Origin of the sequence: Vibrio sp. SG41-7, assembly GCF_014164465.1 — a bacterium.
GTDB lineage: Bacteria > Pseudomonadota > Gammaproteobacteria > Enterobacterales > Vibrionaceae > Vibrio > Vibrio splendidus.
Window position 1 is genome coordinate 1 of record NZ_JACJFF010000094.1, and the last position, 18,351, is coordinate 18,351.

Annotated in this window: 17 protein-coding genes; 10 read left to right on the plus strand and 7 right to left on the minus strand. The window is 44.3% G+C overall.

Annotated features, from left to right (window positions below; translation table 11 throughout):
- Window positions 1-220: 220 nt before the first annotated feature.
- Together H5300_RS19670 and clcA are read right to left on the minus strand one after the other, a co-directional pair.
- Window positions 221-1,168, minus strand: a complete 948-nt coding sequence (locus H5300_RS19670) for a TDT family transporter (RefSeq protein ID WP_310736169.1) — start codon at window positions 1,166-1,168, stop codon at window positions 221-223.
- Window positions 1,169-1,553: 385 nt separating this feature from the next.
- Window positions 1,554-2,960 (minus strand): H(+)/Cl(-) exchange transporter ClcA, encoded by a 1,407-nt coding sequence (gene clcA, locus H5300_RS19675; RefSeq protein WP_182796663.1) that lies wholly within the window; start codon window positions 2,958-2,960, stop codon window positions 1,554-1,556.
- Window positions 2,961-3,501: 541 nt separating this feature from the next.
- Between clcA and H5300_RS19680 the strand changes: the two genes are divergently transcribed.
- The 3 genes from H5300_RS19680 to H5300_RS19690 all read left to right on the plus strand — a co-directional run bounded on the left by H5300_RS19680 (window position 3,502) and on the right by H5300_RS19690 (window position 6,711).
- Window positions 3,502-4,485: a GTP-binding protein gene (locus tag H5300_RS19680; protein WP_017082085.1), complete on the plus strand. Its 984-nt coding sequence runs from the start codon at window positions 3,502-3,504 to the stop codon at window positions 4,483-4,485.
- 182 nt (window positions 4,486-4,667) lie between these two features.
- Window positions 4,668-5,954, plus strand: coding sequence for a DEAD/DEAH box helicase (locus H5300_RS19685; protein WP_004731392.1), 1,287 nt, complete (start codon window positions 4,668-4,670; stop codon window positions 5,952-5,954).
- 136 nt (window positions 5,955-6,090) lie between these two features.
- Complete coding sequence (locus H5300_RS19690) at window positions 6,091-6,711, plus strand: LysE family translocator (RefSeq protein ID WP_004731394.1); 621 nt, start codon at window positions 6,091-6,093, stop codon at window positions 6,709-6,711.
- 249 nt (window positions 6,712-6,960) lie between these two features.
- On the opposite strand, the gene H5300_RS19695 is transcribed toward H5300_RS19690, so the two are convergent.
- Window positions 6,961-8,988: a PhoX family phosphatase gene (locus H5300_RS19695; protein ID WP_182796664.1), complete on the minus strand. Its 2,028-nt coding sequence runs from the start codon at window positions 8,986-8,988 to the stop codon at window positions 6,961-6,963.
- Between the two features lie 254 nt (window positions 8,989-9,242).
- Here H5300_RS19695 and H5300_RS19700 point away from each other — a divergent pair, with 254 nt between their 5' ends.
- From H5300_RS19700 to H5300_RS19725, 5 genes are all read left to right on the plus strand, one after another.
- Complete coding sequence (locus H5300_RS19700) at window positions 9,243-9,584, plus strand: YggL family protein (RefSeq protein WP_004731398.1); 342 nt, start codon at window positions 9,243-9,245, stop codon at window positions 9,582-9,584.
- A gap of 387 nt (window positions 9,585-9,971) precedes the next feature.
- Window positions 9,972-10,649, plus strand: a complete 678-nt coding sequence (locus tag H5300_RS19710) for a spondin domain-containing protein (RefSeq protein ID WP_182796665.1) — start codon at window positions 9,972-9,974, stop codon at window positions 10,647-10,649.
- A gap of 9 nt (window positions 10,650-10,658) precedes the next feature.
- Window positions 10,659-11,339, plus strand: coding sequence for a spondin domain-containing protein (locus H5300_RS19715; protein WP_182796666.1), 681 nt, complete (start codon window positions 10,659-10,661; stop codon window positions 11,337-11,339).
- An 82-nt stretch (window positions 11,340-11,421) separates the two neighbouring features.
- Window positions 11,422-12,153, plus strand: a complete 732-nt coding sequence (locus tag H5300_RS19720; protein ID WP_182796667.1) for a response regulator transcription factor — start codon at window positions 11,422-11,424, stop codon at window positions 12,151-12,153.
- 66 nt (window positions 12,154-12,219) lie between these two features.
- Entirely contained in the window at window positions 12,220-13,593 is a 1,374-nt protein-coding gene (locus H5300_RS19725) for a HAMP domain-containing sensor histidine kinase (protein WP_182796668.1), read from the plus strand.
- 145 nt (window positions 13,594-13,738) lie between these two features.
- On the opposite strand, the gene H5300_RS19730 is transcribed toward H5300_RS19725, so the two are convergent.
- On the minus strand, window positions 13,739-14,212 hold the full coding sequence (locus H5300_RS19730) for an exoribonuclease R (protein WP_182796669.1): 474 nt from the start codon (window positions 14,210-14,212) through the stop codon (window positions 13,739-13,741).
- A gap of 158 nt (window positions 14,213-14,370) precedes the next feature.
- Complete coding sequence (locus H5300_RS19735; protein WP_182796671.1) at window positions 14,371-15,300, minus strand: DMT family transporter; 930 nt, start codon at window positions 15,298-15,300, stop codon at window positions 14,371-14,373.
- Between the two features lie 149 nt (window positions 15,301-15,449).
- Here H5300_RS19735 and H5300_RS19740 point away from each other — a divergent pair, with 149 nt between their 5' ends.
- A complete protein-coding gene (locus H5300_RS19740; RefSeq protein ID WP_017078313.1) occupies window positions 15,450-15,908 on the plus strand; it encodes an Lrp/AsnC family transcriptional regulator in 459 nt (152 codons plus the stop codon).
- A gap of 168 nt (window positions 15,909-16,076) precedes the next feature.
- Here the strand turns inward: H5300_RS19740 and H5300_RS19745 are convergent, their stop codons facing one another.
- Entirely contained in the window at window positions 16,077-16,319 is a 243-nt protein-coding gene (locus H5300_RS19745) for a hypothetical protein (RefSeq protein ID WP_017062621.1), read from the minus strand.
- 269 nt (window positions 16,320-16,588) lie between these two features.
- A complete protein-coding gene (locus H5300_RS19750; RefSeq protein ID WP_182796670.1) occupies window positions 16,589-17,164 on the minus strand; it encodes a hypothetical protein in 576 nt (191 codons plus the stop codon).
- 96 nt (window positions 17,165-17,260) lie between these two features.
- On the opposite strand from H5300_RS19750, the gene H5300_RS19755 reads away from it, so the two are divergent.
- Window positions 17,261-17,938, plus strand: coding sequence for an SH3 domain-containing protein (locus H5300_RS19755; protein WP_102457363.1), 678 nt, complete (start codon window positions 17,261-17,263; stop codon window positions 17,936-17,938).
- Window positions 17,939-18,351: the final 413 nt, after the last annotated feature.

Genomic DNA, 18,351 nt, shown 5'->3' on the forward strand with positions numbered 1-18,351 from the left:
ACCAAGCGAACAGGTCGCGCTTCTATAAAGACGTTATGGCAAGGATGGCTTAGGTTACAAACCATCCTTGAAGGGTATGAACTCGCTAAGTCTCTTGATTAACCAGACTTGTGATCAAGAGACAGTCACATTGTGAGGCCTTTTTTTGTTTGGTTCTGCTGTCTGACATATCGAATATTGGAGAATTCGGTCGAGCAAACTAAGCTCTTCTAGCTTCGGTCTAAGAACGTTTGACCTTCTTAGACATGTAGTCAGTACCAAAAAACTCAGGCCAGTACATTTTCACGTATCCACCTGCAACCCAAATCACTAGGATGGTTGCGATGGTTAACTCGAAGAAACCAAACTTGTGCAGCCAATACCATTGCGGGTATTCCGCGCCGAAAAACGTAGTTAGGCGATGCATGGCAATAGCGCTGATCACGGAAGGGAAAGTGACGGCAGCAATCGAAGGTTGGAATTTCAGACGCATCAATCGTATGTAACACAAGTAGATCAGTAGCGTCATGGTGATAGCAATACCAGCCAACGCGCCTGTTAGAATCGGGTCTGGGTTGTCGAAGTTAACCAAGTAAGCCGCTAAAGACAGGTTCACAGGTGCTGCCATGATGGCTAAGGTTGGTCTTGCTCGGCGTGGCAGGTTTCCTTCGAATACCAAGCGGTACAACACCACTGGCAGCATTAGGAAATAGATACCGATACAAGTGGCCGCAAGAGTTTCTGAAAAAACGGTGTGCCCAAATTGTGAACCTGCTAAGGAACTGCTGATTAACCCCACCGGATACAGAAACCAACTCGGTACAATGTTCGACATTTTGAAGTTGATGATCTGGAAACTAAAGAACAACACCATCATGGTAAAATGCAATAACAACGCGCAGAACCATACTGGGTAAGCAATGACTGGAGAGATTTCGGCTAAATAGTCGCATAGAATCAATAACGCCATGCTCATTGGTGCCATCAAGCTTCCACTAAGCGGATGACGAATGTCATTGATGAAAGTATTAAAGCTGGTGAGATAACGAAGTAAAACGGGTAGCAATAACAGTGCGCCAAATGCAGCAAGGTAAGGGCGAATGATCTCACCAACCCCTGGCAGATATAATGCCCAAGCTTGTCCTAGTCCAATAACGCCAAGTGCCAAAGACGCCTGAGATGGCGGCACATTTTTTACTTGGGTTAACCTTCTCCAGTTCAACGCCTTTCTCCAACTAGTTATTTATAGAATATGAGTTATATAGAATGTGAGCAGTTTATATAATATGAGTCAATTATAGAATTTTTGCTCTAGAGTGAGCGCTCAGCTGTGTCCTCAATAGATGTTAAGGACACTCAAATAATTTTGAGTGGATGATAGCAAGTTTAACGTTTGCTTTTTTGATTTTGATACGAAATCGGGACATTAAGCACGAGGAAAGTGTGCTTTATTTTTTGAGTGATTTATAAATACCGAGCTTGGTTTGCTCATGTATCAGTGGAACTTGACTGTATTAGTGGGGCTTAACGAGTTACGTTTAAGTCCCACATTTGAACTACCGTTCTCAATGTCGTTAACGTACTTCCTCTTGCTGAGGGAGGTCTTGTTGTCTTAGTTTCTCGTTTTTCAGCGTACGGTTAAGCAGCTGACTGTAAATTGGCTGCCCACCTAACATTTGAGCAATGATTACTGCGCCCAAGCAGGTGATGATCAACGGCAGGATGAGGTAGTAGTTATTGGTCATTTCAATAACCAACAGAATACCGGTGATAGGCGCTCGCACGGTGGCGGCAAATAAGGCTCCCATGCCAGCAATTGCAAACATACCCGGTTCAATATTCAGTTCAGGAAAGAATGCCGCCGCGATAAGCCCAAACGCGTAACCAAAGAGCGTTCCTAGAGCAAGCATTGGTGCAAAGATACCACCCGGTGCACCAGAGCCGAAACAAAGTAGCGTGGTGAGCACGCGCCCTAAGAAGATTAACAGCAGCACGTTTGCGCTGTAGTTGCCATTAGTGATGTTCGGGATGATACCAATACCACCGCCAGTCAACTCCGGTATATAGAGCAGCAATAAGCCAAAGCAACCGCCCAGCAGGGAACCTGTCATTAAGTAGCGTTTACGGTCATTCTTGTGTATTGCCACAAATAGGTCTTGCGAAAGTGTAATCAACTTATTGAAAATCACACCAAACAGGCCGAACAACACGCCTAACAACAAGAACAACCACAGAGCATCCAGTTCAGGCGGTTGGTATTGAGGCATAGTGATAACGGCAGATTGTCCGTTGATTGATCGAAAAACGATGTTGGCTGAAACCGCGGAGATGATGACAGCTTTAATTGATATGAGTGAGTAGCGAAACTGTGGTCTCATCTCCTCGACTACAAACATGATGCCAGCCAGTGGTGCATTGAATGCGGCGGCTAAACCACCTGCGGCACCCGAAGCTAATAGTGAGTGGCGAGTGTCGTCATCTTTGACTCTGAAGATGTCAGTCACCATACGACCAATACTGCCGGCCATTTGAACGGTTGGTCCTTCTCGACCTAAAACCATACCAGAACCTAATGCGCCCATACCGCCAAAGAATTTTACTGGCAATACTCTCCACCATCGAACAGGGCGCATACCGTCCATCGCACCTTCAATTTCGGGGATGCCTGAGCCTGCAGCCTCTGGAGCAAAGCGGTGAACGAGGAAGTAACCAATAAAGGCAAATGCAGCACTAATAAGGAAAGCGGCCAGCCAAAGGGGTAAATAGCTACCGATTTCATCTTTAAGCCAATCGGTACGAGTTTCTGTGATGAAATGAACCGCGACTTCGAAATAGGTACCCACCACGCCAGCAAGTACACCCACAATACAAGAAAGGAAGAGAACGGAAGCGGGTGTCTTATCTCTTGAGAGAAATTGATTAATAGCATCCCTTGGCATTTTGGCTAATAAGGATTGCTTAATTTTCTCTCTTCTGGTCATTGAGATAAGGCTCCTGAATGGGTTAAGGCGGGGTTGTCATAAATTATACGCGTCCTCTGCATATCCTATAGCAGCAAAGATGAAAAGTTGAATTTCATTTATGGAATGTACGTGTTACATAAATGGAATCTATGGGCAATTGTGGAATCGCCGTCACAATTTTGATCGATTCTCTGGTGGTGGCTTGAATATCCCCAAAAATGAACCATAGTTAAATCGTAAAGCAACATAACGAACCGCAAGGAGAAGTGAGGTTTTACACACAATTTGGATGGATTCAGAAACAAAGTTTTAGTTCCTCGTTAAATGTTCAGGTCGATATTTAAGGCTTCCTGATTCGCGAACTCACGATTGAGTAACGAGGGTGAGGCGTACTGAGTAAGTACGCCTTTAGTTCGTCTGGAGCATTCATTTTTCATCGTTACCCCCTTTCTAGTGACACTCATACAACTTCTGGCTTAAATCATTCTCCGTATAAACAAGCGATTGGGGTCAATTTCTCCGTGATTGTGTATATACTCCTTAAAAAAGGAGAACTGATATGACCAAAAAAGTTCCTACAAACATAATTACGGGTTTCTTGGGTGTTGGCAAAACGACAGCTATTTTGAACCTGCTCAAAAATAAACCTGAGAATGAAAACTGGGCTGTCCTGGTTAATGAGTTTGGCGAAATCGGCATTGATGGCGCATTAATGACAGACCAAGGTGCTTTAATTAAAGAAGTACCGGGTGGCTGCATGTGTTGTACTGCAGGTGTTCCTATGTCGGTAGGTATTAATGCCTTACTGCGCCAAAAGCCGGACCGTTTATTGATTGAGCCAACTGGGCTTGGTCACCCTAAACAGGTTATTGCGACACTCACTTCAGAGCAATACACACCTTATGTTGATTTAAAAGCGACGCTTGGCTTGGTTGACCCACGAAACCTATCCAATGAAAAGTACACGTCGAATCAGAATTTCAATGATCAACTGGACAGTGCAGATGTGATTCTTGGTACTAAGGTTGACCTTGTTCATTCTGAAGACATCGATGTGTTCAATGATTGGGTGACGGATCAAACGCCAGCAAAAGTCTTCCATAAGCTAATTCACGATGGTGAAGTGCCATTGGAAGTGTTGGACATTGAAAGAGTATACGGCAGTGCTTCCTCTCATATTGAAGCGCACCATCACGATCACGCTGAACAAGAGCCTCAATTCCAACTTCCTCCCGGTGAAGCGTTCATCCGTAAAGAGAATAAAGGTCAGGGCTATTTCAGTTGCGGTTGGCTATTTGGCGCAGAGCATAAGTTCGACTTTGATGCGCTGTTTTCAATGTTGTCGGATCTTACGGCTGAGCGTGTAAAAGCCGTGGTGAATACTGACCAAGGTTGCTATGCGTTTAACGTGGCGAATCAAGTGGTGTCCGTGAATGAAATTTCCCTTGATGGCTTTGAGTCTCGTCTTGAAGTGATCGACTCGCAGTTAATGCCTTGGGACGATCTCGAGCAGATTCTACTCAAGCTGTGTGGCATCAAATAGCGCCATTTTAACTGTTTGAACTGATGATCTCGGTGTTTACTTCGTTGAAGGTGGGGTAAACACCAGATTAAATGAGAAAGTTTGCGTTATATCACGATAAATGTGAGATAAATCACTCTAATTACTTTATAGTGCTCGGCTGAAATAAGAATGTAGGCTGTCTGCTTAAGGAACCCGTAACAATGTCATTTTCCTCTCAAGGTTTTGCTCCTGAATTAGTCAAAGCGTTGACTGAGTGTGGTTATGAAAAACTCACTCCAATTCAACAAAAAGCGATTCCAATGGCTCGTAAAGGCCATGATATTTTTGCTACTGCTCAAACCGGTACGGGTAAAACAGCGGCATTTTCATTGCCTGTTATTCAGCACCTTTTGAACAGCGGTAAAAAGGCGTCTAGAGGAACGGCTCGCGGCCTTATTCTTGCTCCAACTCGAGAGCTCGCTGCGCAGATCGCTCAAAACATTAAAGACTACGTTAAATACACTGAACTAAGCGTTTCAGCGGTTTACGGTGGTAACAAAATGTCTTCACAAGTTCGTCAATTAGAACTGGGTGTGGATATTTTGGTTGCAACACCTGGCCGTTTGGAAGAACACTTAGAAGCGGGTAACGTATCTATCGCAAACCTAGAATTCCTAGTATTCGATGAAGCTGACCGTATCCTTGATATGGGCTTTATCAATGCCGTTCGTAAGATCATGTTGGATGTAGAAACATCGCCGCAAATCATGATGTTCTCGGCAACGACTTCTACTCAGTTAAACCAACTGTCTGTTGATATTCTACGTAAACCAAAACGTATTAGTGTTGAGCGCGAAAACTCAACGGCTTCTACTGTTGGTCACGTGGTTTACCCTGTGGATCAAGAGCGTAAAACAGAACTGCTTTCTGAGCTGATTGGCCGTAAAAACTGGCGCCAAGTGCTTGTGTTCGTGAACTACAAAGAAACAGCGAATGACGTCGTTAAAGAGCTTAAGTTAGACGGCATTAAAGCGGTACTTTGTCACGGTGATAAAGCGCAAAGCGCTCGTCGTCGTGCTTTGGATGACTTCAAAGAAGGCAGAGCTCGTGTGATGGTAGCTACCGACGTTGCAGCTCGTGGTCTTGATATCGAAGACTTACCACACGTAATTAACTACGACATGCCTTTCCTAGCGGAAGATTACGTTCACCGTATTGGCCGTACAGGTCGTGCTGGTAAACAAGGTCATGCGATTTCTTTCGTTAACCGCGAAGAAGAGTTGACTGTTGTTCAAGTTGAAACACTGATTCAACAACGTATTCGTCGTGTTGAACAACCGGGTTATGAACCGAAGAAACGTGATGCTTACATCGAGAAGCTGAACACTAAATCGGCGTACAAAAACCGCCAAGGTCGTAAGAACAACGCGAACGAAGAGCCTCAAGATCAAGCAAGCGCAGAACGTCGTTTGACTATGATGAAGCGAATTAAAAACCGTCGTAAGTAAAATTACGGTTGGTAATGGAAAAGAGCCACTGTATTGTGGCTCTTTTTCGTTGTGTCGCTAAATATAAGGTAGCTCCTTAGAAAGACAGCTCAACAAGCTAAACACTTAAATAAAAATAAGTCGATAAGGTAATAATATGGATAGCGCACTACTTTGGGCTTTTATTCCCACATTTTTCTTTGTGTCAATTACGCCCGGTATGTGTATGACCTTGGCTTTGACGCTAGGAATGAGTGTTGGATACAAGCGTACATTATGGATGATGATCGGTGAATTGGCTGGTGTTGCGGTGGTTTCTATTGCTGCGGTATTGGGTATTGCATCTATTATGTTGAACTACCCGTGGCTATTTACGGGCTTCAAATTTGTTGGTGCAGCTTACTTGTTCTATCTAGGCGTTCAGATGTGGCGTTCGAGAGGTAAACTGGCGATCAGCACTGACAACCAAACAACAAAAGTCAGCAATGATTGGGACTTGGTGGTTCAAGGCTTCGTGACAGCGATTGCGAACCCGAAAGGCTGGGCATTCATGATTTCGTTATTGCCTCCTTTCATTAATAGTAATAAAGACTTAGCACCGCAGTTGTTGATTTTAGTGTCTATTATTCTGGTTTCTGAATTTGTCTGCATGACCTTGTATGCGACAGGTGGTAAGAGCCTAAAACATATGCTTGGTAAAGCCGATAACGTTAAGTTGATGAACCGTATTGCAGGTACGTTAATGATGGGCGTTGGTGTGTGGTTGTTCGTGAGCTAATTCTGGTTAGCCTACAACGAGCAGAGATCCCCGACTCAGTCGTTCCTCCTTCTCGAGGATGACGGTACGTGATTTGGTTTGGGGTGAAGAGCAGTTTACAAAGCTGCAGATCATTAGTTGAGTCAAAGAGCGTATAGAATATAAAAAGAGCGATAGGGCGTTTGGCCTTATCGCTCTTTTTGATTTTACTTAGCTAGCGAACAGAAACTAGATAACAGTAAGGTTACTGATCTTAGCTAGATTTGCTTATTAAACCGCGATTTCACCGCCGTCTTCACGACGAATCACAACGGTAGATGCTCTTGGGCGCACATTGCCTTTAGTCTGTGCGGTCGCATCTTCTGACGATGGCCAGTTTGCAGGGTGTTGAATGTTCACAAACAGTGATTTGTAATCAGGGCTAATGGTAAAGCCTGTTACTTCGCAACCGTTTGGACCAACAAAGAAGCGTTTAAGTTGTGCTTGGTTGTTTGCATCAATTACCGCGCTGTTGCCGTTGTCATCCGTTAACTGAGATGGAACCACTGCCAGCATTTGGTCATTGGTGTAGCCAGTTACTTCGTCTGCGCCGTTATCTGTCTGAATCCACAAGATGCCACGAGCATCAAACGCTAAGCCGTCAGGGCTTGCGAATTGGTTCATGTCCGTTAGACCTGAGCGGTTAATAGACTTGTCTTCTACTGCTGGAGAGCCAAATACGAAGATATCCCAATCGAACTCGCCTGCTGTTTTGCCTTCATCCCAACGAATAACATGACCGAACTTGTTGTCTACGCGAGGGTTCGCAGAGTTCGCTTCTTTACGCTTGTTGTTATTAGTTAGCGTTAGGTAAGCCGTACCTGTCATCGGGTCAACAGAGCACCATTCAGGGCGATCCATTGGCGTTGCGCCTACAAGGTCGGCTGCGCCTGCGGTATTAATGATAAGTGCTGCTTGAGAATCAAATGAATCACCTAGCTTACCGCCGTTTGTGGTCTTACTGCTCAGAATCAGTGGTAGCCAAGTACCTGAACCGTCATCGTTGAACTTAGCCACATACAGCGTGCCTTTGTCCATATACTTGTCACCCGCACTTAGGCGATTGCTCGGCTCTGCATCACGCGGGTCCCATTTCTCTTCAGAAACGAATTTGTACAGGTATTCAAAACGAGAATCGTGACCAGAGTAGAATACGATCGGCTCGCCTTCGGTCAACTTACCGAACGTACAGCCTTCATGACGGAAGCAGCCCAGTGCAGAACGCTTCTTCGCGCGAGAGTTTGCTGTGTATGGATCGATTTCAACAATGTAGCCGTGACCATGTGCTTCGTTACGGTAGTCGTCCATTGCTGACTCACCTGTTGGCGTCACATCAAAGCGTGCAAACTCGTCTAAGCGTTCTTGTTTGTTACCTGAAAGCGTGTCCCAACCGTAACGTGTTTTGTCGGTAGCGATACCAATACGTTCCTGCGCTGGCGTTGTCTCGCCTTTGTTCACGAAATAACCCGGCCAGTTTTCTTCACACGTTAGGTAAGTGCCCCATGGCGTGTAGCCATTACCACAGTTGTTCAACGTGCCACGAGCTTGGCTGCCGTCTTGTGAGAACTTGGTTTTGGTAAATTCACTGTGAGCAACAGGGCCAGACAGGTCCATTACTGTTGCGCCTGTGTAGCGGCGGTTCAGTGGATCGTTATCGACCATCACCCATTGGTTGCCTTCAAGTTTCACTCGAACAACACTCACGCCGTGCGCGTTGATCTCTTTACGTACTTCATCAAGGCTAGGGCGAGCGCCTTCGTTGTATGTTGGGCCGTTGGCGTGCAGCGCTTTTTGGTCGATGTATTCGTGGTTGATCACCAATAAGCCATCATTGCTGTTGCCATTAAGCGGGAAGAAGTGCATGCCATCGTGATGCATGCCTAATGCGTTGGCTTGATCTTGTGCATTGTTGGTGCCGTCTTTTAACCAAGCATTGCCTTGCTTGTTGAGTGGAGTACCCCAAGGAACCAATACCTGTGCTGTATAGCCTTTTGGTACAACGACACTGTCTGTCAATGATCCTTTAACCGATTCGAATGCAAGTGTTGCAGTGCTTTTTTGTGCGCCCGTTGCTTGCATTGTCGCAGCGTTAGCCGTGCTGTGACCCGCTAAACCAAACGCGCCAAATGCGGTCATTGCACTGATGCCTAAACCGCCTTTCAGAACGTTTCTTCTTGAAAGGTTTGCATCTAGAACTTCTTCGAAAGGCTTGTTGTTACTCTTATTGAATCGAGTGCTATCAAATGTTTCCTTGCTCATCGGGACTGCTTCCTGTTGGCTGACTTTATTATTCGTTATTTATGACTTACCCACTTACTAATGAATTGGTTAATAACTTGGGCTGATGTGTGAGCAATCGTGAAGCAGTTAAGTGACAGATTTTTATAGTTTTGATTAAGGTTTTGTTTCTGTAGCACGATTTTTGCTGCTAACCCTCTCGTGCAATACAAAACTCTTGGGAATTAACGAAGAACTGTGTATAAATGCTTTATCAAACGAAAAGAGAGACAGTTATGAAATTAGATAAAATCGAAAACAAAAATCGCCGCCTACGCAAGAAGTTATACCTAGGTGAATTCGCTATTCTAGGTTTTGAAGTAAGCTGCACGACTTCGATTGCTGATTTTGACCAATACGATGTGTTCATCGATGAATTTATCGATTTTATCGACAGCATCGGCCTGTGCTTTGGTGGCGGTGGTTTAGAGCTGTTCGAAGGTTTCTTATGCTCTATTGAGCGCTACCGTTCAGTGACAGAAGCAGAGCAACTGCAAGTAGCGCAGTGGCTTGAAGCTCGCGCAGAAGTAAGCAAAGTAGAAGTAAGCGAACTTGTTGACGCAAACTACGCATTCTAAATTGGTGTTGTTCGGCTAACTCAGTTGGAAGCGAATAGAGCTTTCCTGAGATAAGCTTTATACATCAGTGAAAGGCCCAGTCGGTATATCGATTGGGCCTTTTTGCTTTTGGTCTGCGCTATTTTTGAACAATGATCCCTTGTGTAACTCTCATTTCTAGAATGAGAATTTCTAACTACATATCAGTTTCTTAGGTCTGTCTTTCTGGATAGTAAGAAGTTTGAATAAACTTGTGAGAGTTTTATGAGAATTCAATGAAGTTGCTGATAGATTTGATCGCCATTCTTAGAGTCAACAACCCCACAGTTCGTTCTGGCAAAGGTAACGGTATATCGCTGTTATTCGTTTTGTTGGCAACGATAGGACTCGATAAAGGATGGAATCAAAATGAACAAACGTACTCAAATCAGCTTAGTGATCAGCTCGGCTATGTTGACCCTCGGAGCGGCTCAGGCTGCAGAGCTTGAGGTGACCGTTACCAACGCAACGAAAGGGATCTACTTTACGCCTATCTTGGCAGCCGCTCATGACTCCAGCTTGTTCATGTTTAGAACGGGTGAGAGTGCTTCTGCGGAATTGGAATCGATGGCCGAAGGTGGCGATATTTCAGGTCTATCGAGTTTGATTGCAAACGCGGGTGGTGTGGTGGTTGAAAACCCAGCTACCGGAATTCTTAATCCGGGCGTCGCAACTACGTTTGATATCGACACTGGTGATTTAGCTTACTTGTCATTGGGTGCAATGCTGCTGCCAACCAACGACGGTTTTGTTGGCTTAGACAGTTGGAAAATCCCAACTCAAGCGGGCACCTACAAAGCGACCCTCAATGGCTATGACGCAGGCACTGAAGCGAATGATGAGTTGGCTGGCAGCATGCCAAACCCGCCATTTATTACCTTTGGTGCTGGTGGTACGGGAGTTGAAACTGCAGTGTCAAACGCTAAGGTTCATATTCATCCGGGCAACATTGGTGATAGTAACGCGGCTGGCGGAATCAGTGACCTTGATAGTAGCAGTCATCGTTGGTTAAACCCTGTGGCTACTATCACCATTGTTGTGAAGTAAGGGGGATGTATGAAAGCTAGAATTCTATTTATCGCTGCATCAGTAGCTATGTTAGCAGGTTGTCCGGACGATGACGACGATTACTATCGTTACGATGTCAGTGTTGCTAACCTAACGCCCAATCAACCTATGTCGCCCCTCGCGGTATTGACTCACAATACGAATTTTGACCTGTTTGAAGTTGGGCAAAATGCCTCTGTCGATCTGGAATATTTGGCGGAAGGAGGCAGTAATGCACAATTGCTTGCGCTCAGTGACAGTGACGCCAATGTTTATCAAGGCATCTCAGGCAATGGGCTGATTCTTTCAGGTGAGCAAGACACGGTGTCTATTCGTGTTGACCCAAATCAAGAAGGGTATATTTCAGTTGCTTCCATGTTGGTGAATACCAATGATGCGTTTGTTGGTGAATCCGGTTTGTCGCTTAAGTCATTAGCCGTGGGTGATACCTTTGTGATGAACATGAATGTTTGGGATTCAGGAACGGAATTGAACGACGAGCTTGCTGCAACGATTCCGGGACCTGCGGGCGGTGGTGAGGGTTTTAATACCACACGAGACGACACCGATGTAGTGAGTTTCCACTCTGGTGTAATCAGCCAAGATGACGGCCTTACGACGTCTGCTTTAAGTGCTAACCATCGTTTCCTCAACCCAGGAGCAAGAATCACCATTACTCGAACTGAATAATAGGGTTGAAAGCACGATGAAAGAATTCTTGCTCTGTTCCGGTCAATTGAAAGGTAGGCAGACTCCGAATAGAGCAGGGATCATGAATAGTGCTGCGGTAAATTTGATGGCAAACATATTGTTGGTTGAAGACGATGATGACCTAGCTGAACTGGTGCAGATGCATCTTAAGTTCCAAGGCCATGACGTAATAAGAACTAATGTGATTGAAAAGGCTCAGGCGCTCTATAAAGATGGTCATTTCGATTTAATCGTACTGGATCGTGGCTTGCCTGACGGAGATGGACTCGATTTTTGTCGAATGTTACGTCAGAAAGAAGATTGGACACCGGTACTAATGCTAACAGCAAGGGATGCTGAGCTAGATAAGGTGTCAGGTTTAGAAGCCGGTGTTGATGACTACATAACGAAACCTTTCAGCGTTCTCGAGTTTCAAGCAAGAGTGAGGAACGTACTTCGCCGTTTAAGCCATGTTGAATCAGTCACTCAAGAGGCCATGACAACAGAATCGATTATGAATTTTGGTGGGCTCACTATTCAACCTGAACGCCATCAGGTGTCACTCAATAACCGAGATGTACCGCTTACTGCTACCGAGTTTACCTTACTTCATTTCTTAGCAACCCGCCCGGGCCGTGTGTATAGCAAAGACGAGCTGCTCGATCATGTTTGGAGTACTCATCACTCTGGCTATCACCATACCGTGTGTAGCACGGTCAACCGTCTAAGAAGCAAGCTTGCGATGCCCAATAGTGATGATGATTTCATTAAAACCGTTTGGGGTGTTGGCTATAAGTTTGAGTCGAAAGTTTAGGTCTATGTGTCGCGCCCTAAGTTTACTAAAAAGCCAGTAAGACCTACGAGCCATCGAGGAGAGAACATGAGTTTCAAATCGCGTTTAGTGCTGTTCACAAGTTTGTGGTTTTTGTTGGTAAGTGTGGTGATTGCTTACACCTATCATTGGCAAAAGGAGACCATAGAACACAGAACCAAGCAGAGCTTACATAAAGAGCTCGCGGTTCATATGCGCGATGATAATCCTCTCATGATTGGTACCGACTACAATCCTAAAGCACTCAAATCTATATTCCATACCTTGATGTTGATAGGGCCTGATTTCGATATTTATTTTCTTGATAGTCAGGGCAATATCACCACCAATGCGGCGCCGGAAGGCACTGTGTTAGCCAATCAGATAGATCTAGCGCCCATTCAACAGTTCTTAAATGACGAGCCTTATCCTATTTTGGGCGAAGACCCGATCAACCCAGGCTCTCCTAAAGTATTTTCTGTGGCGGCGATTGAAGAGTTAGGGTCTACGGTGGGTTATTTGTATGTTGTGATAGGAAGTAATCGCCATACTGTGATCACCAACTCTCAGGTTGATACACCATACATCGCACTTGCAGGGCTTGTGCTGGTTTCTATTTTTGGCTTTGCGATTGGCGCTTATCTGCTAGTGAAACGCAGTCTGTTGAACCCAATTGAGGCGGTAACCAATAAATTGCAGCAACAAGCTGAGCAAGATTTTAGATTGGAACCTAACTTTGTCCATCAAGTACCAGAGTTGGTGCCCATCGCACGTTCTTATCAATTGATGGCGAAACACATCCAACAACAGTTTTTGCAGCTTGAGTATCAGTCATCACACCGCAGACAAAGCTTATTACAGCTCAGTCATGATTTGAAAACGCCATTATCGAGTGTTCTTGGTTACCTAGAAACGTGGAAGATTCAAAACCCGAAGTCAGACCCGTTGATTGACGTCGCTTACCGTAATGGCAACAAGTTGTCTGAACAGCTCCATTCACTACTCGACAGCGCCAAGAATGATAACCCTGTGCCCACGTATCAATACGCTTCAATTGATTTTAATGTGTTGATGAACGAATGCTTAGAAACGATTCAAAGCCAGTATCGCCATAAGAATGTTGAGTTGAACGTCAATATGCCTCAAGGAATCAAGGCTGTAGGTGATGGTGATTTACTTGAGAGGCTGATCTTGAATCTGCTAGATAATGCGTTGAGGCATAGCCCGAGCGGAACAATGGTGTCGTTAGATGTAGGTTTAGAATCGGATTCAAAACGGGTGAAGGTCGTTATCCATAATGAAGTTGAACGAGAGGCCCCTAATGGTTCGTTAGGTATTGGCACCAAAATCGCTCAGTCGATACTGATGTTGCATCATAGTGTTTTAGAAACAACAAAAGCAGAAAACTCATTTCAACAAAGTTTCTATTTGCCTTCGGTTTAGCCCTGACTGCCTTCGATTTAGTTCTAATTTCTTTCTATATCGTTCTACTTGCCGCCGTTCTAGGGGATAGGCGAGTTGTTCTTTGAGTAACGAACAACTCGTTGGGCAGCTTTTAAGTTGAGAAGTTTTTTAAGTTGAAGGGACTTTATGCGTCTTTTTTGACTTCGTTGTCTTCATTGCCTTCATTTAGTTCAGCATAGAAGTGCAGCAACTCTGTTAGCTCTTTTACCCAACCAAATGCTTCTGTCGGTGCTTTCGACAAAATCTTCTCGACTTTGTCACAGTGAGTTTCAAGGCTGATCGCTTGCTCAAGGTTGAACGACATTGCATAGAAGTGCCAAAGCAATAGTCGAGTCATGCGCTCGATGTTTTGCTGTGAGTTCTCCGATTCACTAAACGCAAGATTCATTTCACTCAGCGCGATTGCTGTCATTCGCAACATCGCATCAAACTTCGCTGATTGCATACGCTCTTCATTGGTTACTTCTTCCTGTTCGAACGTAAACAGTTCCGTCATTGCATCTTCAGGGACAAGGCGATGAATCATTCTTAAACTAAATTCTTCTAGTTCTTCACGAGGCATGTTGTTTAAGCAAGTTAAAGTGTAATCGCGTTGCATGGTGTTCTCTTGGATCTGCAAAAAGGTCGGACAGTTTAATGGAGAAGCGAGTTCAGAAAAAGCAGATTTTAGATAAGCCTACGTTTGTAGGCTTATCTATGTACTACAAGCCCTAAAATTGATGTTTAGGGGAACTGTATTTAGGTTTGAACGCAGTATCAGGCTTTGCTATGGCTTGGCGGTTGATACTGCATAGACTGGTCGTTTCTCATGAAAATGTTGCTCGCGACTAAGCTGCCGATACAAATCGAACCAAGCGCTAACCAAGTCATCGTATCCGGAATCTCGTTAAACAGTGGGACCGCCAACAACGTTGCAACGGCGGGTGTTGCACTGCCAAAGGCGGCTGATCGCTCTGCTCCTAATGTATTGACAGCATAGAGGTAAGTAAATGCCGCTATTAGGCCTGCGCCGACGCCTTGCACCGCTGAATGTACGGCAAGCTCTGTGACTGGCCATTGAGCAATTGGTGTGCTCATTAAATGGCTAGGGAGGGTTCCTGTAAGGATAAGGATCAGTAATAGCAAAGTGGAACAGAATGAGATAAAACCTGCACTCACGAGCGCATTAAGGTTGGCAACACGTGCTGAGATGGTAAAAGTCGCCCACATCAAGCTGCCGCACAAAAACAACAAATGACCTTTGGTGTATTCAAAGTTGAAGCTGCTTAAGCTATTTCCTAAAAACAACAATATCCCGAGTAAAACAAGACCTAAACCAACGACACGGTGTCGGCTCAGCGGTTGTTTAAAAAAGAGTACCGCGATCCCTGTTACGAACAGAGGAAGCGTTCCCGGAACCAAAGCACTTCCGTGTGATACCGGAACAAACTGCATGGCTGTCCCTGCAACGAGTAAATAAGGCAACCCACACCCCACGAACATACCGGCCAAGTATCGATTAGGGACAGCAGCGATCGTGCTGCGTGCTTTCCACATTAAAGGCAATAGCACCAATGCAGGTATGAGGAATCGAGTCAGTGCGATGTCTGCAGGTGTTAAGTCTGAATTTGCGCCGCCTTTAAGAGAAAGGAAAAAGCTCGCCCAGATGAGCAGAGTGACAATAATAGATAGGTAACCAAGCTTCATAATAAACAAGGAAAGTGGATGATGACTCATTATGGGGTACTTGGTGTGCCACAAGTTGGCAAGTTTTGTTCGAACTTGAGTTATGGTTGATGATTTCTGCTAATATTTCCCCAATTGTTAACGAATTTAACCAATGATCGGTATTTGCTATGGATAGGATTGATAGACATCTTCTTGAGTTGCTTCAGAAAGACGGCAGGCTAACCACGGCTGAGTTAGCTGATGAGGTTGGCTTATCGGCTTCACCGTGCGCGAGGCGTATCAAAAGACTGGAAGAAAAAGGGATTATTGATGGCTATCGTGTGAGCCTGTCACGAGAACAGGTCGGCATCGCAATGAGTGTGTTTGTTGAGGTGAGCTTAAACAACCACCAAGAAGTGTCGATCGATAAATTTGAAAGTGCAATTGTCGAGATGGAAGAGGTCATCAGCTGCCACGTTGTATCCGGAGCTTATGACTATCTTTTAGAAGTTGTCAGTCCAAATCTTATGGCTTATGAAGCATTTACAAGAAAGCTACAGCGTCTCTCTAACGTAAAAGATATACATACTCACCTTGCGATTAGGCAAGTGAAAGGCAATGCGCCACTTCCGGTTTACACTGACTGAACAGTAGTAGGGGATACGTCTTTGGGTGAAATGAGCTGAAAACGAAATGACTTTCGTTGTTAAACTAGGGTGCCACTGTTCTTAAAGACTATCGTCAAATACCAGATGCGCAGAAATAAAAAACGGAGCGCCTCGTGAAAGGCACTCCGCATATGATAGGTGCAAAACTTAGTGATACTTAAAGTTAGAGATTGAACAATCCCCAGTTTGAGCGTTAATTCTGAATGAGAAAGCATGTGAATGATAATCCACACCGTCATTCCAAATCGTCTCTCCAAATATCTTACATAGCTCTAGCTCACTTACTGAACCGAACTCTTCCATGTGTTTAGCTACAGATAAAAGTTTACCTCTTATCTCCGCAGTCCATTCCGTGTTACTCAAGCAGTTGAAAGCCATAGTTTTTTGCATATTACCTAGCCAAAATGTTTCTTGTTATTAAGTTATATGAATAATCATGATAACAATTTCTTGGCGTTTGTAAATCTATTTTGTGATGAATATCTCACATACTCGCTTGCATTGGTCGGAAATTGAACTTTATTGTTGATAGTTCGCACATTAGTTTTACAACTTATTGATAAAGCTTTGATTAACGAGTTATCTGACTATTTTGGCTTGAGGGAAGCATATTTATCGGAAAAACCCAGTCGATAAAGCGATGAAACCTAGCAATGTTTTCAGTTTGGGCGATCGTTTGTCGGTTGGTTTGTGTGACGTGCTTCGTCAATCATCGTGGCTTCTTTGCGGTATTTTGAAGACAGCTGGCGGAACTTTTCACTGAGTGTATGGAGATCTTGCGAGAGTGATTGTGAGCTTTGTACATGCACCTGCGCACTTTCTGTCTGTCGCGGTAGTTTTGCGTTGGTGCAATGTTTAGCGACGGCTTGCCAAGAATGCGTTAGAGATTCAGCCCCATCTAGCTCGGTAGACACAACGTATGCCTGTTTTAATAGAACCTCAGAGACATCGTAAGCGGTATTCATATGACTATTGAGCTGTACATTAAACCTTTGTTCGTACTTTACCCAAAGTTCAATGATCTGCTTTTTGGTGAAATGTTTGGATAACAGCGTTTGTGATTCATAGGTTGAGAGAACTTGGTTGAATTCTTTAGTGTATTGGTTGTACTGCCCTTCAAATGAGAGTTGGCGGTCCAACAGTACTTGCCAGTTTTCACGGTCACAATGGTTTGCTAGCGCGACATTAGCACTCAAAGGTACACTCACAATGATAACCTTCACCCAAAAACTCATGACTTTCCTCTACTTACTGCGTTCTCTATAGAGAGTATAGATGAGCAGCAGCATGAGTTGATGTACACTTGAAAGATACCTAAAACGGAAGAGCTGGTGGATTTGATGAAAAAAGCGCTGATCGCTTTACTTGTGTTGTTAATATTGGGCGGAGGAGCGGCGTATTACTTCTTGGTCATGAATAAAGACCCAATTCCACCAGAGAAAATGGAAGAGCCAGCTGCAGAAGTTGCTCAGCAGTCAGATTCTGAGCTCGCACCCATCATGGATCTTCAGCCTGAACCAGAACAGACCGAATTTTACGTTTTGGATAGAAAGCTCGAAGTGGTAGAGCAGCCTGAAATTGATGGGTTGATAACAGATTACCTCTATAAAGGTGAAAAGGTCGAAGTTTTAGAGAAACAAGGCGAATGGGCTCGTATCTCAGATTACATCGTTCTAAAAGAAGGCGGGCCACAGACAGCCGAATGGGTTTCGATGTCTGGTCTATCTAATGATGAAGTGATTATTTCCGAGAAAGAAAGCATAGAGATATTGGATTCATATTTGGTTAAATCCGACGATCTTAAGCTCCATAAAGAGACGTTCCGCAATACGGTTGCAGAGCTGATCTCGGATGGCGAATGTGACCCAAGTGATTTCGAGGAGTTAGGTGGTTGGGTGAAATCGGTGAAGTACAGTGACCGAGATGTCTATTTTATTTATTGCGGCGGACTATCGCTTGAAAATAAAATTTATTTAGATGTAAATACAAATGAAATATTTACGAAGTAAAAATCGCCCCATTTTAAGTGTTGGACGTATTAATATTCTTTAGGGTTACCGTTCATAAGTAAAATTTTTGAAATCTTACTTTATCGCAGAGTGGGCTTCTTTATTGGCACCTCATTATATTTAATCCGATATAAGCAGTATCTGGCTATTCCGTTTAAACAATGGATCTACAGTTTTTATGATACGATTATCGGTTAAGGGTTCTGTAAAACCAGTGGCTACAGGGCTCTGAAGCTGACGAGGAACCTGAGCCATTTAATTAAGGCTCAGAACTTAACCCAGTGATTGACAAGGGCGCGAATATACTTTGTTAATCTGATGTAAAAAGAACTTTTTCCCTGTAATCTTTATTCCATGCGGCTTGGTTCATCTTTCTTGGTACAGACAAGTTACCCTCTGATTTTCTAAATAGG

Excerpts from the sequence above, each read along its gene's own strand:
- clcA (WP_182796663.1), bottom strand. The coding sequence starts at position 2,960 with ATGACCAGAAGAGAGAAAATTAAGCAATCCTTATTAGCCAAAATGCCA.
- H5300_RS19680 (WP_017082085.1), top strand. The coding sequence starts at position 3,502 with ATGACCAAAAAAGTTCCTACAAACATAATTACGGGTTTCTTGGGTGTT.
- H5300_RS19685 (WP_004731392.1), top strand. The coding sequence starts at position 4,668 with ATGTCATTTTCCTCTCAAGGTTTTGCTCCTGAATTAGTCAAAGCGTTG.
- H5300_RS19690 (WP_004731394.1), top strand. The coding sequence starts at position 6,091 with ATGGATAGCGCACTACTTTGGGCTTTTATTCCCACATTTTTCTTTGTG.
- H5300_RS19695 (WP_182796664.1), bottom strand. The coding sequence starts at position 8,988 with ATGAGCAAGGAAACATTTGATAGCACTCGATTCAATAAGAGTAACAAC.
- H5300_RS19700 (WP_004731398.1), top strand. The coding sequence starts at position 9,243 with ATGAAATTAGATAAAATCGAAAACAAAAATCGCCGCCTACGCAAGAAG.
- H5300_RS19710 (WP_182796665.1), top strand. The coding sequence starts at position 9,972 with ATGAACAAACGTACTCAAATCAGCTTAGTGATCAGCTCGGCTATGTTG.
- H5300_RS19715 (WP_182796666.1), top strand. The coding sequence starts at position 10,659 with ATGAAAGCTAGAATTCTATTTATCGCTGCATCAGTAGCTATGTTAGCA.
- H5300_RS19720 (WP_182796667.1), top strand. The coding sequence starts at position 11,422 with ATGAATAGTGCTGCGGTAAATTTGATGGCAAACATATTGTTGGTTGAA.
- H5300_RS19725 (WP_182796668.1), top strand. The coding sequence starts at position 12,220 with ATGAGTTTCAAATCGCGTTTAGTGCTGTTCACAAGTTTGTGGTTTTTG.
- H5300_RS19730 (WP_182796669.1), bottom strand. The coding sequence starts at position 14,212 with ATGCAACGCGATTACACTTTAACTTGCTTAAACAACATGCCTCGTGAA.
- H5300_RS19735 (WP_182796671.1), bottom strand. The coding sequence starts at position 15,300 with ATGAAGCTTGGTTACCTATCTATTATTGTCACTCTGCTCATCTGGGCG.
- H5300_RS19740 (WP_017078313.1), top strand. The coding sequence starts at position 15,450 with ATGGATAGGATTGATAGACATCTTCTTGAGTTGCTTCAGAAAGACGGC.
- H5300_RS19745 (WP_017062621.1), bottom strand. The coding sequence starts at position 16,319 with ATGCAAAAAACTATGGCTTTCAACTGCTTGAGTAACACGGAATGGACT.
- H5300_RS19750 (WP_182796670.1), bottom strand. The coding sequence starts at position 17,164 with ATGAGTTTTTGGGTGAAGGTTATCATTGTGAGTGTACCTTTGAGTGCT.